Annotated in this window: 14 protein-coding genes and 1 pseudogene; 7 read left to right on the forward strand and 8 right to left on the reverse strand. The window is 45.8% G+C overall.

Translation table 11 applies throughout. From position 1 onward, the window contains the following. Nucleotides 1–271 precede the first annotated feature (271 nt). Nucleotides 272–1021 (reverse strand): Uma2 family endonuclease, encoded by a 750-nt coding sequence (locus QUA04_RS25440; RefSeq protein WP_333262416.1) that lies wholly within the window; start codon nucleotides 1019–1021, stop codon nucleotides 272–274. Nucleotides 1022–1215: 194 nt separating this feature from the next. On the opposite strand from QUA04_RS25440, the gene cax reads away from it, so the two are divergent. After that, a complete protein-coding gene (cax, locus tag QUA04_RS25445; RefSeq protein ID WP_333262419.1) occupies nucleotides 1216–2316 on the forward strand; it encodes a calcium/proton exchanger in 1101 nt (366 codons plus the stop codon). Nucleotides 2317–2449: 133 nt separating this feature from the next. Here the strand turns inward: cax and QUA04_RS25450 are convergent, their stop codons facing one another. Next, nucleotides 2450–3100 (reverse strand): hypothetical protein, encoded by a 651-nt coding sequence (locus QUA04_RS25450; protein WP_333262422.1) that lies wholly within the window; start codon nucleotides 3098–3100, stop codon nucleotides 2450–2452. A 236-nt stretch (nucleotides 3101–3336) separates the two neighbouring features. Continuing rightward, a complete protein-coding gene (locus QUA04_RS25455) occupies nucleotides 3337–5001 on the reverse strand; it encodes a DUF655 domain-containing protein (protein ID WP_333262423.1) in 1665 nt (554 codons plus the stop codon). A 191-nt stretch (nucleotides 5002–5192) separates the two neighbouring features. Here QUA04_RS25455 and QUA04_RS25460 point away from each other — a divergent pair, with 191 nt between their 5' ends. The 3 genes from QUA04_RS25460 (at nucleotide 5193) to QUA04_RS25470 (ending at nucleotide 7819) form a co-directional block, all read left to right on the forward strand. After that, on the forward strand, nucleotides 5193–5594 hold the full coding sequence (locus tag QUA04_RS25460; RefSeq protein ID WP_006631653.1) for a DUF7682 family zinc-binding protein: 402 nt from the start codon (nucleotides 5193–5195) through the stop codon (nucleotides 5592–5594). Nucleotides 5595–5679: 85 nt separating this feature from the next. After that, nucleotides 5680–6870 (forward strand): cysteine desulfurase family protein, encoded by a 1191-nt coding sequence (locus QUA04_RS25465; RefSeq protein ID WP_333262426.1) that lies wholly within the window; start codon nucleotides 5680–5682, stop codon nucleotides 6868–6870. 292 nt (nucleotides 6871–7162) lie between these two features. After that, entirely contained in the window at nucleotides 7163–7819 is a 657-nt protein-coding gene (locus QUA04_RS25470) for a hypothetical protein (protein WP_333262429.1), read from the forward strand. Nucleotides 7820–7890: 71 nt separating this feature from the next. On the opposite strand, the gene thiL is transcribed toward QUA04_RS25470, so the two are convergent. The 3 genes from thiL to QUA04_RS25485 all read right to left on the reverse strand — a co-directional run bounded on the left by thiL (nucleotide 7891) and on the right by QUA04_RS25485 (nucleotide 10728). Beyond that, nucleotides 7891–8886 carry a thiamine-phosphate kinase gene (gene thiL, locus QUA04_RS25475; protein WP_333262432.1) on the reverse strand — a complete coding sequence of 332 codons (996 nt, stop codon included), beginning with the start codon at nucleotides 8884–8886 and terminating at the stop codon, nucleotides 7891–7893. Nucleotides 8887–8918: 32 nt separating this feature from the next. Further along, a complete protein-coding gene (locus QUA04_RS25480) occupies nucleotides 8919–9233 on the reverse strand; it encodes a hypothetical protein (RefSeq protein WP_333262434.1) in 315 nt (104 codons plus the stop codon). A gap of 370 nt (nucleotides 9234–9603) precedes the next feature. Next, a complete protein-coding gene (locus QUA04_RS25485; RefSeq protein WP_333262437.1) occupies nucleotides 9604–10728 on the reverse strand; it encodes a peptidylprolyl isomerase in 1125 nt (374 codons plus the stop codon). 383 nt (nucleotides 10729–11111) lie between these two features. Between QUA04_RS25485 and efp the strand changes: the two genes are divergently transcribed. From efp to QUA04_RS25500, 3 genes are all read left to right on the forward strand, one after another. Next, nucleotides 11112–11669 (forward strand): elongation factor P, encoded by a 558-nt coding sequence (gene efp / locus QUA04_RS25490; protein ID WP_333058573.1) that lies wholly within the window; start codon nucleotides 11112–11114, stop codon nucleotides 11667–11669. Nucleotides 11670–11868: 199 nt separating this feature from the next. After that, nucleotides 11869–12426 (forward strand): acetyl-CoA carboxylase biotin carboxyl carrier protein, encoded by a 558-nt coding sequence (accB, locus tag QUA04_RS25495; RefSeq protein ID WP_333262440.1) that lies wholly within the window; start codon nucleotides 11869–11871, stop codon nucleotides 12424–12426. A gap of 26 nt (nucleotides 12427–12452) precedes the next feature. Further along, nucleotides 12453–12845 carry an ArsR/SmtB family transcription factor gene (locus tag QUA04_RS25500; protein ID WP_006631662.1) on the forward strand — a complete coding sequence of 131 codons (393 nt, stop codon included), beginning with the start codon at nucleotides 12453–12455 and terminating at the stop codon, nucleotides 12843–12845. Nucleotides 12846–12974: 129 nt separating this feature from the next. Here QUA04_RS25500 and QUA04_RS25505 read toward each other — a convergent pair whose 3' ends face one another. Beyond that, nucleotides 12975–13745, reverse strand: coding sequence for a GerMN domain-containing protein (locus QUA04_RS25505; protein WP_333262443.1), 771 nt, complete (start codon nucleotides 13743–13745; stop codon nucleotides 12975–12977). A gap of 428 nt (nucleotides 13746–14173) precedes the next feature. Further along, nucleotides 14174–14314 (reverse strand): annotated as a pseudogene (locus tag QUA04_RS25510) (photosystem II q(b) protein); the annotation flags it as partial.

Here is a 14314-nt window from a genome sequence, read left to right on the forward strand (position 1 = left end):
TTACTTAAACGGCTTAATTGGTAATCAGGTAAAACCTGCATGAGTATAATTGCTCACTGCAAAAGTGACATGCTCCCTAACTCATCTGCGTTAATCTCTGTTAATCTGCCTGTATCTGGGATCAAAAGAAGATAATTTTGCAACTGCAGATGACAATGGATGAACGCGGATTCACGCAGATGAAGAGCATAGATATCTGAATAATTCCGCTTCTAAGAGATTTGATCTAACTAATAACAATTAACTCCTGACTTCTGTATCATCCAAGCTCCTAAATGCGATCGGGATCTACTCCTAATTCTCGCAACCTCACCGCTAATCTTTCAGCCCGTTGGCGCTCCACCGCAGCTTGCTGCTCAAGTTCCAGGAACCGAGCTTGTTCTGCTTTAATCAACCCTTCAACTAATGGCGGAGACAGTATTTCATTCACTGATAATGTCAGATTGGGAAATACTACAGACACTATTTGTTGTCCCGCCCTAAAATCAGTCTGGGTATAGATGTCTTCCCCTTCAGGAAAGGCTAAAACTCGCACCAATTCCTTGTTAGGTGTAGGGTCAACAATTACATATTCAGGTACGTTAGCTAGTTCGTACTCAGCTCGTTTAATCACATAATCGGCGCGCCGATTTTGACTCACTACCTCTATGACTAACAGGGGCTTTTCCTCAAAATCGAGGATACCAGAACCTGGTCTAGCAGCAGCTTGTTCCAGAAGACTTTGAGTACAAACAACTACATCAGGAATCCGAGAGGTATCTTCTTCTGTTCTTACTCCCAGGCCTGTTTTTGCTACTAAGTCAAGTTTGTGTTCCGCTAGGTAACGCTGCAATTTGTAAACTAAATATTCGCAAATTTTGATGTGTAAAACTGTTGCGGTTGGCATCGGAATTAATTTGCCTTTGTACAGTTCATATTGTAGATCGCAATCAGTTTGATAAAATCGGTATTCTTCAAAGGTCAAGGTGGGTGAACTATCAATTTGCTTTGATTCAACAACTGGCACGACAGATTGAGACATATCTTTTCACCGATGTCGATATAATTCTATTATATTCAATCTGTTTCGAGGTGGGTGCATTTGCGGTTAAATATTCCCAATTATCGATCGCACTCGCCACCAGAATTGTCAGAGAATAGTTGAATAGTGTAAAAGCAACTTTGCGATCGCCCCGGCCACTCGACCTCACCCTTCCGTACACCATCCGATCTCCTATGTCAATCAAAAAGATTCTTTCCATAGCGCTGTTAATTTTCATCCCCATTTCCATCGCCGCTGAGTATTTGCACTGGGGATCCCTTGCAGTTTTCATCACATCCGCTTTAGGCATTATACCTCTGGCTATTTGGTTGAGCACAGCGACAGAAGAAGTGGCGATCGTTACAGGCCCCTCCATAGGCGGCTTATTAAATGCAGTCTTCGGCAATGCTACGGAATTAATTATTGCCATAGTTGCCCTGAAAGCCGGCTTAATTGACATTGTGAAAGCCAGCATAACCGGTACAATTATCAGTAACTTACTCTTAGTCATGGGATTTTCCATGCTGCTAGGAGGAATCCGCTACAAAGAACAGGAATTTAAGCCAATAATCGCGCGGGTAAACGGTTCCACAATGACTCTAGCAGTCATTGCCATCCTGCTGCCGACAATGGTAATTTATACCTCCAATGGAGTCGAACCCGCAGCCATTCAGAATCTTTCCTTAATAACTGCGATCGTCCTAATCGCAGTTTATGGTTTAACTCTGCTATTTTCCTTAAAAACGCACAGCTATCTTTACGATGTTGGGCTACTAGAACTAGAGTCAGAAAATCCTCAAAATACCAAAGAGGAATCTACTACGCACAAACCGAATTTGTGGCTGTGGGTAGGGGTGCTAGTAGCCTCAACTCTTGCTGTTGCCTTTGAATCAGAAATTTTCGTGGGCGTTGTCGAAGAAACTACCAAAGGATTAGGATTGACGCCGCTGTTTACAGGGGTAATTCTGTTGCCGATTGTTGGCGGCGCTGCCGAATATGTAACTGCGGTGGGAGTGGCGATGAAAAACAATATGGATTTGTCAGTTTCTGTCGCAATGGGTTCAAGTTTGCTAGTTGCTTTGCTGGTAGCGCCAGTGTTGGTGATTATCGGATTAGTGATTGATCAGCCGATGGATTTAAACTTCAATCCCTTTGAAGTAGTTGCAGTTGCCATCGCAGTGACAATTGCTAATCTAATTAGTCTCGACGGGCGCTCTAATTGGCTCGAAGGAGTGCTGCTTTTAGCCACATACATCGTGTTAGGAGCTGCATTTTACTTTCACCCCATTACTTAAACCTACGATTTTCTTGGAGGGGCAATCTCCCGTGGTTGTCCTTCCAAGAAAATAACCTATCTTTTCTCTTGTTTTTTCTTCTGCTGTGTCTTCGGCGACTAATTAAATAAAGTAATTTTAGTGCCGGAAATAGTTACGGACATCGACACTCTTGAACAGTAACACACTCTATTTTGCAACTTTTTCCTCTGCGTCTCCTATCGCGACAATCAGCATCATCCTGACATTGGGAGGTGACTTTGTTCTCACAAATTTGCTGACGCGGAAAAGTACCTAAATTTTGTACAGAAACTTGAGCGGTAAGCCCACCCTGTTCTATAACTTGGTTATTTTCTTTGATTTCATAAGCAAATTTATTTTCGCCCTCTAAAACCGAAAAAGTTCTTGTTTTGTGACTGTTTGCTAACTTAAATCCAAAACTCTCGGAAAACTCACCTTTGTCATAACTTCTATCCGTGTAAGGATAGGGGTTAGTTTCCATGCCATCGGTCACATTTTTAATCAGCACTCTTCTGTTAGGGGCGGGGGGAGTTTTGCTGGAAACAAATCGAGCGCTTTGCGAATCAGGGGAGATGACACTTCCGGGACACTGACCTACATATTCAGCACGCTTAAATTGAATCAAGTTAATATTAAAACTGTTTTCGTTTTTTACCCGAAATTGTGCTTCGTTAGTCTGTTGCGCGCTGACTGTGAAAGCTGCTAGCGTCACAAAAATTGCTCCCACCAAAAGAGCTATGAATTTGATTGGTTGCTGCCCCGTAAAATATCTGGCGCCTTTCATCTCTTTATACCTTCCATCTGAAGAGATAGCATTTTTTTAATCGTGATTTTAACTAGAGAGCATATCTGTTGTCAAGATCGATAAAATAGGTTTGAGCCTTCGGACTTTAGTCCTTCCTGCTTAGTTTATAAAGAAAGGACTGAAGTCCGATGCTACGAACCAGCGGGAGGAAGGACTGAAGTCCGATGCTGCGAACCAGCGGGAGGAAGGACTGAAGTCCGATGCTGCGAACCTAATTACCAAGTTACTCGATCGCGCCATCTCTCTAAAATCTTGTCGCCAATGCCCTGTACCCGCGCCACGTCGTCCAAAGAGGTGAAAGGTTGCTGTTGCCGCGCTGCAATAATTCTCTCGGCTAACTTCGGGCCAACGCCTGGCAAAGTTTCTAATTCTTCCTGACTCGCTGCATTCAAATTAACTAACTTTTTACCCGCAGCAATTTGAGGTTTAGCAGTCGCCGATTTTGATGCGGCTTGTAGTGAATCGCACTCTTTTTTCTTAGCATCAATTCTCTGTTTGATTCGGGCGGGAATTCCCAAGGTTGCACCTTTGTAAAGCCGATCGAACTCTCGCTCAAAATGGGCTGCAACTACGGGACTCTCGATCGCCAGCAGCGTCTCGTCATTCCCGTGATTTGCAGCTTCACTCCAGTTATGAGAACCTGTAAGCACCGTTTTGCCGTCTACAACGCCGAATTTGTGGTGCAGGCGATCGCCCATTGGTAACAGAGGCACTCCCACCGTAGTCAGCGGCTTTCTCCAAGGGCGATTGTCAGCTTCTAACTTGCAATCTTGGATGAAAGTCGCACCCATCATATCCAACCCTTCACTGTAAGAGCGATAAATAAAATTAGGGTCAATTAAAGCTCGCACCGCAACTCCTCGCCCAGCTTCAATTTCCAAAGTATTTGACAACCGCTGAGCCGAAAATACAAACAGTGCCAAATCAACCGACTTTTTCGCACTACCCAAAGTTCGATTTATCACACCGTTGACGCTTTTTTCCCAAGGCAAAGTCGTAGTCGTAGGCGAAAATTGCACCGCCACTGTCGCATTCCCTACTCTTACTTTTTGCACTTGACGAAACGGCTTTTTGATGCCAAATTTGCTGTCCGGTTTGCCTCCGGGCCCGTCGCCCCACATGATGTTAAATTCTTGAGTAAATAGTTGCGCTACTTGAGCATTTTCAATTTTCAGCAAATTGTTCGCATTGCCGCGACTTGCTGTGGTCTTGAAATCGCCATGTATATCGCTTGTGGTAAAATTAGCAGAAGTGACGATTACGGTTTTGCCGTCAATTACCACAAATTTGTGGTGCATCAAACCGCTGCCTTTACTGCCGTCAGCAGTATCATCAATTACAGGAATACCCGCATCCTTGACAATTACCAAAGCATCATTTTGCTTGATTTCATCGGCACTCAATTTACCGTCTTTATTGGTATCGGCAAGTTGCACAAATTCGTTATAACGATCGCGCTCTCTTTCCGGTAATTTCGCTAACTCCTGAGCTGTAAAATCGCTCCAAGGGCGACTATACATATGTTCGACAATTAATCTAACTTTAATTCCTGATCGCTGTCGATCGGCCAAAACCCTGGCAATACTGGGCAAGCGAAACTCCTGAACCGCTACATCTACCGTCGATCCAGCGCTGGCGATCGCAACAGCTATCAAGTTTTCCAAATCATCTCCGGGTCTAGTTTGCTGGCGGTAAGGCTCTGTATAACTCGAAGCGATCGACTGATTGAAGTATACTTGCAACAAGGGGTCTTGAGGCAATGGAGCCAGACTGAGTGGTAAATTCTGCACGTCTTGCTTTGTTTGTCCGCAGCCCGCCAGATTGAGCGCCACCAGCCCAGCACAACAGAAACCGAGTAAATGATAATACAATACATCCACAAAATTTTAAAAAATATAGAGGTTATTAGCCTTTCCACAGTTCAAATCTATTGGATCAAGTAAAGTTACAACCTATTAAATTTATGCAAGGGAATAGATTTTGCGTCTTGTAGAACTGCCTCGATGCCGGAAGCATCACTGGTAGGGTAGCAGCATTCAGGGGCGTGGGTCAAACCCTATACCGCTGCTTTATGGCTAAAAGAAAAACAATTTTTCCGTGCGGTCACAAAGGATATGGTAAAGCGTGCCATCGCTGCACGCAAGAGTTGGTGGCGCAGCAGCATTACGTTGAAGTGCTGGCAGAAAAACAAACCAAAAAACAAGAGAGGGAAGCATCATTTGCTAGAGATATCATCGATCTCAGAGGTCTGCCCGACCACGTAGTCACTAAAGCCCGGGCAATTATAGCAGCTTTGGGTGAAAATAAAAATTACAGAGATTTCGGCGGCAAACGCCTGCGTCACAACCGTTTGATAATCAGTATTCCTGTAACTCGCAACTACAGAATGCTTTGTGAAGATTGCGGCACTTTCTTAATTCCCCAAAAAGTTTTGTCGCACGAAGACTACAACGTCTGCAAACCAGGAAGTTAGTCATCAGTTATTGGTTATTGGCTATTGGTAGCCACTCACAACAGTCAACAGTCAACAGTCAACAGTCATTAATTACTTATTTATCATGCAAATTTACCTCGACTATAGTGCCACAACACCCGCACGCCCAGAAGCGATTCAAGCCATGCAAAAAGCCCTGACTCAGCATTGGGGTAATCCTTCCAGTTTGCACGAGTGGGGACAAAGGGCGGCGACAGCTTTAGAATTAGCAAGAATGCAGGTTGCTAGCTTGATTAACGCGCTACCGGAATCGATAATTTTCACGAGTGGGGGCACTGAAGCGGATAATTTGGCAATTATGGGAATTGCGCGTCTTTATACCAAGCCGCAGCATATTATTATCTCCAGCGTAGAGCACTCCGCAGTAGCAGAACCGGCGCTACAACTCGAACAGTTGGGATGGGAAGTGACGCGCCTACCAGTGGATAAATTTGGGCGCATTCACCCTTTGGATTTGCAAGAGTCGCTGCGATCGAATACAGTGTTAATTTCCATCATTTACGGACAAAGCGAAGTTGGGACGCTGCAACCAATAGAGGCATTAGGACAAATTGCGCGCGATCGCAATATCATGTTTCATACCGATGCAGTTCAAGTTGCCGGCAAGCTGCAAGTTGACGTGCAGAAACTGCCCGTAGACTTGCTTTCGGTTTCCAGTCACAAACTTTACGGGCCACAAGGTGCAGGCGCGCTTTACGTGCGTCCGGGAGTAGAATTAGTGCCAATGTTAGGCGGCGGTGGCCAAGAATTGAAACTGCGTTCGGGGACACAAGCGCTGCCGGCAATCGTCGGTTTTGGGGTGGCGGCAGAGTTAGCATTGCAGGAAATAGATGTGGAAACGCCGAGGTTAATTGCATTGCGCGATCGGCTTTTTGACCGATTATCCCACGTACCCAGTTTAGTACCAACTGGCGATCGATATTGTCGGCTGCCGCACCACGTCAGTTTTTGCATAGTCTCCCCTTCCTCCCGCCCTTATCAACAGAGAGATACAGGGCGAGTCACAGGCAAAACTCTAGTACGGCAGCTAAATTTAGCAGGAATTGGCATTAGTTCCGGTTCTGCTTGTAGCAGTGGCAAACTAACTCCCAGTCCGATATTATTAGCAATGGGATATGACGAAATCGGCGCCGTTGGTGGAATTCGCTTGACTCTAGGACGAGAAACCACAGAAGCTGATATTGATTGGACAGTAATTGCGATCGAGCAAATTTTAGAAAGGTTGATGCCAAAGGTAGCATTATCTAGGCGTTAGCAGTAAAATCTGCGGTTAAAAATCAAATAAACCGCGTTTTTTTCCATCTCTTCGCACAGTAACGCGTCTTCTCAATCAAAACCCGGTTTCGACGCACCCATGTGTCCCAGACTAAACGAAATTCATCTGCGTCCATCAGCGTACATCCGCCGACATCTGCGGTTAAAATTCCCAATAACCAGGTTTTTTAGCATTTTTGCCGACAGTAACGAAGTATGCTCGCAAAAACCAGGTTTCGACCCACCCCCAAGCATGATAAAATAAATCCCGGTGTTATTCACAACTCCCCACAATGGACGAAACCCGCGCCCAAGCCTATCTGCAATTAATTCACACTCTGCTGAATGCCCCCAAAGGAGAGGAACCGCAAATATTACAAGATAACTCAGAATTACTCGATCGCGGATTTCTGGAAACGTGCGAGTTAGTAGCATCAACCTTAGCAGAACAAGGAGGGGAAAATGGCGCTAAATTCCTCCGACATCTAGCCCGTTACCTAGCGCCACTCATCGATATGAACGATGACGGAGATAGCCACAACTCTGCCAGTGAAAAATTCCAAGAGTATGCAAATTTTTTTCTAGAATTATTGCAAGCCGAACAAGATAGCAAGGGAGATATAGCAGTAATTTACCCCATGCTGGAAGGGCGACAACATCTCCTTAATGCCAGTTTTGCCGAGACTTTACAGCAAGTGGCGCAGAAGTTAATTACTGGGGAAAACTCAGAAACAATTAGCTCAATTATCGGTCTTATTGAAAATTTGAGCATTCATATTAGTGACTTTCCCAGTGGGAATAGAGCGAATAATATTGAAATTGCCATTACTGGTTATCAAATAGTTTTAAATAATCGGGAACCCGGTAGCGAAAAATGGACGCAAACTCAAAATAATCTGGCTACTGCCTACAATAACAGAGTCAACGGTTCGCTGGCAGAAAATCTGTAACCGGCAAAAACCAGGCGGTTGAAACCGCGTCTACACCAACCAAGTCCGCCTATGCGGACAAGCGAGATAATTCAGAAGTGTTGAAATCCTCGATCAAGCTTTAATACAGTATCACGATAAATACCGCTGCTGTCAGTTAACCACATATCGGTGCTGTCGGTAGCAATTCCCACAATCGCGGCTCCATTTCCTATTTTTTCCACCAATAACTCAGCATTCGCCATCGGCAAAAACAGCACTAACTCGAAATCTTCGCCGCCGTATAATGCCCAATCTAAAGCTTTTTCGGTTGATACGATTTCGCTGAAAATATCGGGAATTGGTATTTTTGTGCGATCGACTTTTGCGCCAACACCGCTAGCCCGACAAATTTGAATAATCGCATCAGCTAAACCGTCGCTGCTGTCCATTCCGGCGATGGAAAACTCACCCGCAGAACCTAATATTTCCCAAAGAACCGGCAAAACATCCAGCCTTGGTTTAGGGCGCTGGTGAGCGACAATTAAAGAAGTTTGATCGACCTTTTCCAGATTTTGCCCGAATTCGGGATTTAACAGCAATTCTAATCCCGCGCGGGAGGCTCCGTGAACCCCAGTAGCCACAATGGCCCAACTCGATCGCGCATTTGACCGACTAATGGTACGATCGCACTCAACTTGTCCAAAAGCCGTAATCGCCACAGTCACCACGGGCGAGCGCACAACATCGCCACCGACGATCGGCGTATGATATTCTTGCAAGCAAGCCGTCATCCCCCGATAAAACTCTTCAACCCACTCCACAGCCGTATCCGCCGCCACAGCGAGGGCTACAGTCACCGCCAGAGGCTTTGCTCCCATCGCAGCCAGATCCGACAAATTTGCCGCTGCGGCGCGCCATCCTGCGTAATAAGGCCCCGTAGTGCGATCGCTAAAATGCACTCCATCCACCAACATATCTGTAGTGATAGCGAGAGATTGGTTGGGAGTTGTAGGCATGACAGCGCAATCATCACCAACTATTTCTGCGGGGCAGAATTTTTGCAATATTCTTAAAAGACCTTGTTCACCGATATCTTTAACTTGCATAAATTTGAATTAGTCGATCGCACTTTCTCAATTCACCATTCCTTACCCGAACTCGGCGGCAAGCGCAACCTAGGAAACCTATAAAAAGTATCCCCTTCATCATCTACCTCTAAAACCGCCGAAAAAATCTTAACTTGCCGACTTAAATACTGCTGAGCAACTTCTGCCTCCACCCTAGCATTAGCCGCCAGTTGAATCAACGAAATTTGACTGTTTTGAGTTTCCAACAACTGATAAAAAGCCTCATCCAACCGCTGCTTTTGCTTGCTTTCATTCACATTTTTCACAATCAACAAGCCTGCGAATCCGCCCAAACCTATTACCAATAAAAATTCTAAAATAGCCATATTTTCGATTAAATTCCTGATTTCAATAACGAAACTATAAAAACTATCTATTTTTCCAGTCTGCGGGGGGTTCTATCTGTGCAGAAGCGATTTCAATCTCCGTCACCGGGAGCATCTCACTTTTGCTGCCAAGCTAGAAATTGGAGTTAGGAGTCAGGAGTCAGCAGCCAGGAGAAAAGAGAAAGAAGGAAGGAGGCAGAAGAAGTGTTTTTACAAATATGAGATGCTCCCCCGTCACCTTTATTTAGAAAAGATTTCAAGCCATGTCACTCTTGATTTTTTCAGCCCGCGCAGGCGGGCTTTGTTTCTGTAAAAGCGATTTCAATCGCCGTCACTTTGGTGTAAAAGCGATTTCAATCGCCGTCATTAATTAAACTTGAGGTCGCACCAAATTTTCGATTCCTTTAACTACCTTAGCAGATACAATCTTGTCTCCCTGCTTTAGTTGCTCCAAAACTTCTTTTCCTTCAATCATGTAACCAAAAACAGCATAGCGGCCGTCCAACAGATTCAGACCAGCGGGCGTGAGTTCAGGTTCAAACAAGAAAAAGAAAAACTGAGAAGAAGCGCTATCAGGGTCAGTTTCTGTACGGGCCATGGCCACAGTACCGAAAGCAGAAAAAGGCAAAACAGGTTCGTCGCGATAACGCCCCGCATCTTCTAGAGTAATCCCGTAAATAGGTTCTTTTTCGTCCCTGACGAGCACTTCTAGCGGTACATTCCGGTATTTGCCAGTAGCTGGGTCAATAAAACCAACTTCCTTGCCTTCCGGGTCTCCCGTTTGCAAAACGTAGGATTCTTCCGATCGAATAAACGGCAAACCGTCATAAAAACCTCGATCGACCAAATCCACAAAATTACCAGCCGTAATCGGGGCGCTGTAGCCGTCAACCACAACAGTAATTTCCCCTTTTTCAGTTTGTACAGCCACAGTAGCGCGCCCTTTCAGTTGAGGCAGATTAGCATACTTGGCAGGCACTTCAAACGGAAACTTTGTCACCATCAACTCTTCGATTTCGCCTACCGAACCTAAGATTGTGGATTTCAAGTCAATCACTTTGTCCCTGTCTTTAGCCTCAACAGCCTTTTCCAGTTGAGCAACTTTCTCCTTGACTCCTGCAACTAGCGCCTCAGCTTCCGGCTTTTTGGCGTCGGGAATACTCTCTAAAAGGTCAGATTCCCGAAGGTTGAGAATCCTGGAAGCCTTGCTGACATCGCTGCTAATAGGCCCCCAACGTTTAGACCGTATGTGGTTGCCAATGTCTTCGAGACTGATTTGCAACTCTCGTACAGTCTGATTGTCAATAGGTAAAGCGAAGCGCAGCAGCGCCCGGCCGTCCGTAATCGCATTCCCCGCAGGCATACTGCTGCTGGGGCGTTTGGCATGGGAGACTGCACTGAAACTCAGGGAGAGAGTGAACAGCAAGAGCGCTAAAGCGACGGTTTTGACCCAGCGCTTGCACGTATCGATCGAGAAATTAGGCCAATGCAACATAACTTTAACTTTTATTGCCTCTATTATCTTCCCACAGCGCTGTCGGCCTTCTATCCCTTAAATGCCGTACACTGCTCGCGGCAGAACTTCCTTCCCTTGAGAGCTTTTTAGCTTTCAGTACAGCACTTGCTCCCTTTGAACGGTAAAATAAAATGCCAATTGCTTTTTGATGCCGTCAGCTAGACTGCAGCTTTAACCGGACCCGCTCAAAAACGGATACAATCCCCAGACTCCTGTCGTGGAGAGATCAAAATTTTAGACCAAGGTTCAATCTCCCAAATCCATCTGTGGAGTAGATCTAAAATCTAAAATCTAAAATCTAAAATCGACTGACTGTAGTTCCCCCGTGCCTCAAGGCGACGGGATTGCCCGCAAAAATTTATATGATCTCCAGTAACGACTTTCGACCAGGTGTTTCAATTGAATGGAATAACGGCGTGTGGCGGGTTATCGAATTCCTCCACGTCAAGCCAGGAAAAGGCTCAGCTTTCGTGCGGACAAAATTAAAAAACGTCCAAACCGGAAACGTAGTAGAACAAACCTTCCGGGCGGGCGAGACTATGCCTCAAGCCAACCTGGAAAAGAGTGTGATGCAGCATACCTATAAAGAGGGCGACGAGTTCGTCTTTATGGATATGGAAACTTACGAGGAAAGTCGCCTCAATGCTAAGCAAATAGGCGATCGTGTCAAGTACCTCAGTGAAGGGATGGAAGTCAGCATCCTGCGCTGGAACGACCAAATCATGGAAGTGGAACTGCCCAACTCTGTTGTCTTGGAAGTGCTGCAAACCGATCCCGGAGTCAAAGGAGATACTGCCACTGGTGGCAGCAAACCCGCGATCGTCTCCACTGGAGCTCAGGTTATGGTGCCTCTATTTATTTCCATTGGAGAACGGATTCGGATTGATACTCGTGAAGACAAGTACCTCGGCCGAGAGTAGAAACGAGGGAGGAAAAGGGAGTTTTTAGTTTTTAGTTCTGAGTTATGAGTTAAAGAAGTCCAAATTCAATACTCATCGCTCACAGCTTAAAAACTATCCCTTTTGCCTCCAAAGTCGTTGATGCTCCTAGCTTCGCCTGATTCGGAATTTTCAATTTTCAATTTTCAATTTTCAATTCTCAATTACCCTTGAATCTGCTGTGCAACTAGACTTAAACCAGCTTTGTGACCTGCTAACTGTATTAGACAAAACTGGCATTTCGGAACTGACTTTAAAAAGTGGGGATATTGAACTGACAGTACGCAAAGGCATTCTGGCAAGTTCACCAGGCACCTCTGCTCCGCTCCCTGCTGCCGTGGCGACTGTCGCTCCCAGCGCGTTGGGCGCTGTTGCTAGCCCCACCTTAGCGTCACCTCCTGCTGTTGACCAAAATTTAGCAGCGGATCTGGCTGCCCCTGTACCCGTCGCCCCTGTCGCCGTACCTGCTGCAGTACCTGCTTCTGTAGATACGAAATGGGTGCCAATTATCTCGCCGATGGTAGGAACCTTTTATCGTGCTGCTGCTCCCGACGAGCCACCTTTTGTAAATGTGGGCGATCGCATCAAGGTCGGCCAGACAGTCTGTATTATCGAAGCGATGAAGCTGATGAACGAGATTGATGCTGATGAAGTGTCCGGTCAAGTGATGGAAATTTTAGTTCAAAATGGCGAACCTGTCGAATACGGTCAAGTTTTGATGCGAATTAATCCGGATTGAAAGATTACTTTATTGTTATGGAATAAATGCTAATATTTCCAGATCACTTCTCTCCGGTGAGTTTGATGAAGTCATCCCAGCCTGTCCCGCAAGAGGTTGTGCAACAAGTTGCTGAGTATTTCAGTATTCTGAGCGAGCCAATGCGTTTACGAATTTTGAACTTGCTTCGCGACGGCGAAAAATGCGTGCAAGAGTTGGTGGAAGCTACTCAAACGAGTCAAGCCAATGTTTCTAAGCACCTAAAACTCATGCTCCAAGCTGGTATCCTCACTCGCCGGAGTGAAGGGACTTCAGCCTATTATAAGGTGCAGGACGAGTTAATTTTCGAGCTGTGTAATATGGTGTGCGATCGGCTTGCCAGCCGGATCGAACAGCAAGCCCTACACTTTCGGGCGTTTAGCCTGACTACCAAGCACTGAAAATTAATCCCCAGTCCCCAGTCATGAGTCATCAGCCATGAGTCATCAGTTATCAATCCCTACTCTCTGCCTTCAGACCGATGACTAATGACTCCTAACTAATGACTCCTAACTAATGACTCATAATTACTAAAGGGGAAAATTTTTGTCAAAACTTTGGCGGGTACTCGGCTGAGCCACCTCCAAACCTTCGCCACCCAAAAGTTCTAAAGGCTTGCCTTCCACCGAAATCCAAACCTTGGTATTCGGTTGTAAACTCGTAGCCGTATAGATAACTTGCCCTAACCGGCCAGTCATCGAATTGCTGCCTCCCCCCGAAGTAAATTCTGCCGACAAATCGACATAAACTCCGTCATTCTTAACACTCAAACCCCTGAGTTTTGTCCCATTAGGAATTTCGCTAGAAACAGTTCCATCCTTCGGCCCGGCCAACAAAGTGTTAAAAGCAGCTTGTAAAGCTGCATCAGGCTTGTCAGCTTTTTTGACAGCTACTTTCGTAGGAACTCCCTCAAATTTACCGCTCGCATCTTTAACCCAGTAGACTTGCACTGTCTGGACATCAATCTGCGGCAAAGGCTTTGGCTGCGGCGACTTTGGGACTAGAGCCTGCGGGGTCTGAGCTTGAGGTGTCTGAGCTTGAGGTGTCTGAACCTGTGGCGTCTGAACCTGTGGCACTTGTACAGGATTTGGAGGGGGTACGGGGATAACTACAGCAGGAGATTCCGCAGGACTTGGGGACAGCGGCGGAGCGGTAGTTTGAGCAGAAGACTGGGTATTTGCGGGGGTTGGCGAACGATTCGCGGTCCACCAGGCAATTCCCCCTCCCGCCAGTAAAGCCAACCCGCAAACACCTGCAATGACGGGTGTGGAGACGCGGCGTACTTCTTGTCCATCTTTCATAATACAAATTCTCCTTAGAGATAGAGCGCTTGGGACGGTGAGGAGCGACTCCTGATCAGCTACATTTGTCTATGGTTAGATTCTGGAATTGACACAATTGCATTGCTGCTAGCGAACACTTTATAGCAAGCCCAACATATTCTGAATCCGACTATTGGAATCCTAGACCATAATATAAGATTTCGCCCGTGGAGTATGTCACAGTATCTCGATCGGCCTAGTGGCTATACTCTATAGTAATCATAAAAAATTAAAGGATAAAGGAAGAAAAAATAAGTAAAAAGGAAGAAGGAAGGCAACGAATGGATGGAACGCAGGTAAGGGGGTAACGGATTTAACGGGTAGAAGCACGTCTCTAAAAATATTTTTCCCCAAACAAAAAGCGCCCCTATTTCTAGGAGCGCTTTTTGTTAATCAAAAGCTAAAACTTAGCCATTGATAGAAGGAGCAACCAAAGCTACGGGAGTAGTTTCACCAGCAGCCAAATCAAGCGGGAAGTTGTGAGCATTGCGCTCGTGCATTACTTCCATACCCAAGTTAGCGCGGTTGATGACATCAGCCCAAGTGTT

The sequence above is a fragment of the Microcoleus sp. S13_C5 genome (genome assembly GCF_036700845.1).
Lineage (GTDB): Bacteria > Cyanobacteriota > Cyanobacteriia > Cyanobacteriales > Microcoleaceae > Microcoleus.

Coding starts and splice junctions, on each gene's coding strand:
- QUA04_RS25440 (WP_333262416.1), bottom strand. CDS start 1,021: ATGTCTCAATCTGTCGTGCCAGTTGTTGAATCAAAGCAAATTGATAGT.
- cax (WP_333262419.1), top strand. CDS start 1,216: ATGTCAATCAAAAAGATTCTTTCCATAGCGCTGTTAATTTTCATCCCC.
- QUA04_RS25450 (WP_333262422.1), bottom strand. CDS start 3,100: ATGAAAGGCGCCAGATATTTTACGGGGCAGCAACCAATCAAATTCATA.
- QUA04_RS25460 (WP_006631653.1), top strand. CDS start 5,193: ATGGCTAAAAGAAAAACAATTTTTCCGTGCGGTCACAAAGGATATGGT.
- QUA04_RS25465 (WP_333262426.1), top strand. CDS start 5,680: ATGCAAATTTACCTCGACTATAGTGCCACAACACCCGCACGCCCAGAA.
- QUA04_RS25470 (WP_333262429.1), top strand. CDS start 7,163: ATGGACGAAACCCGCGCCCAAGCCTATCTGCAATTAATTCACACTCTG.
- thiL (WP_333262432.1), bottom strand. CDS start 8,886: ATGCAAGTTAAAGATATCGGTGAACAAGGTCTTTTAAGAATATTGCAA.
- QUA04_RS25480 (WP_333262434.1), bottom strand. CDS start 9,233: ATGGCTATTTTAGAATTTTTATTGGTAATAGGTTTGGGCGGATTCGCA.
- QUA04_RS25485 (WP_333262437.1), bottom strand. CDS start 10,728: ATGTTGCATTGGCCTAATTTCTCGATCGATACGTGCAAGCGCTGGGTC.
- efp (WP_333058573.1), top strand. CDS start 11,112: ATGATCTCCAGTAACGACTTTCGACCAGGTGTTTCAATTGAATGGAAT.
- QUA04_RS25500 (WP_006631662.1), top strand. CDS start 12,453: ATGCTAATATTTCCAGATCACTTCTCTCCGGTGAGTTTGATGAAGTCA.
- QUA04_RS25505 (WP_333262443.1), bottom strand. CDS start 13,745: ATGAAAGATGGACAAGAAGTACGCCGCGTCTCCACACCCGTCATTGCA.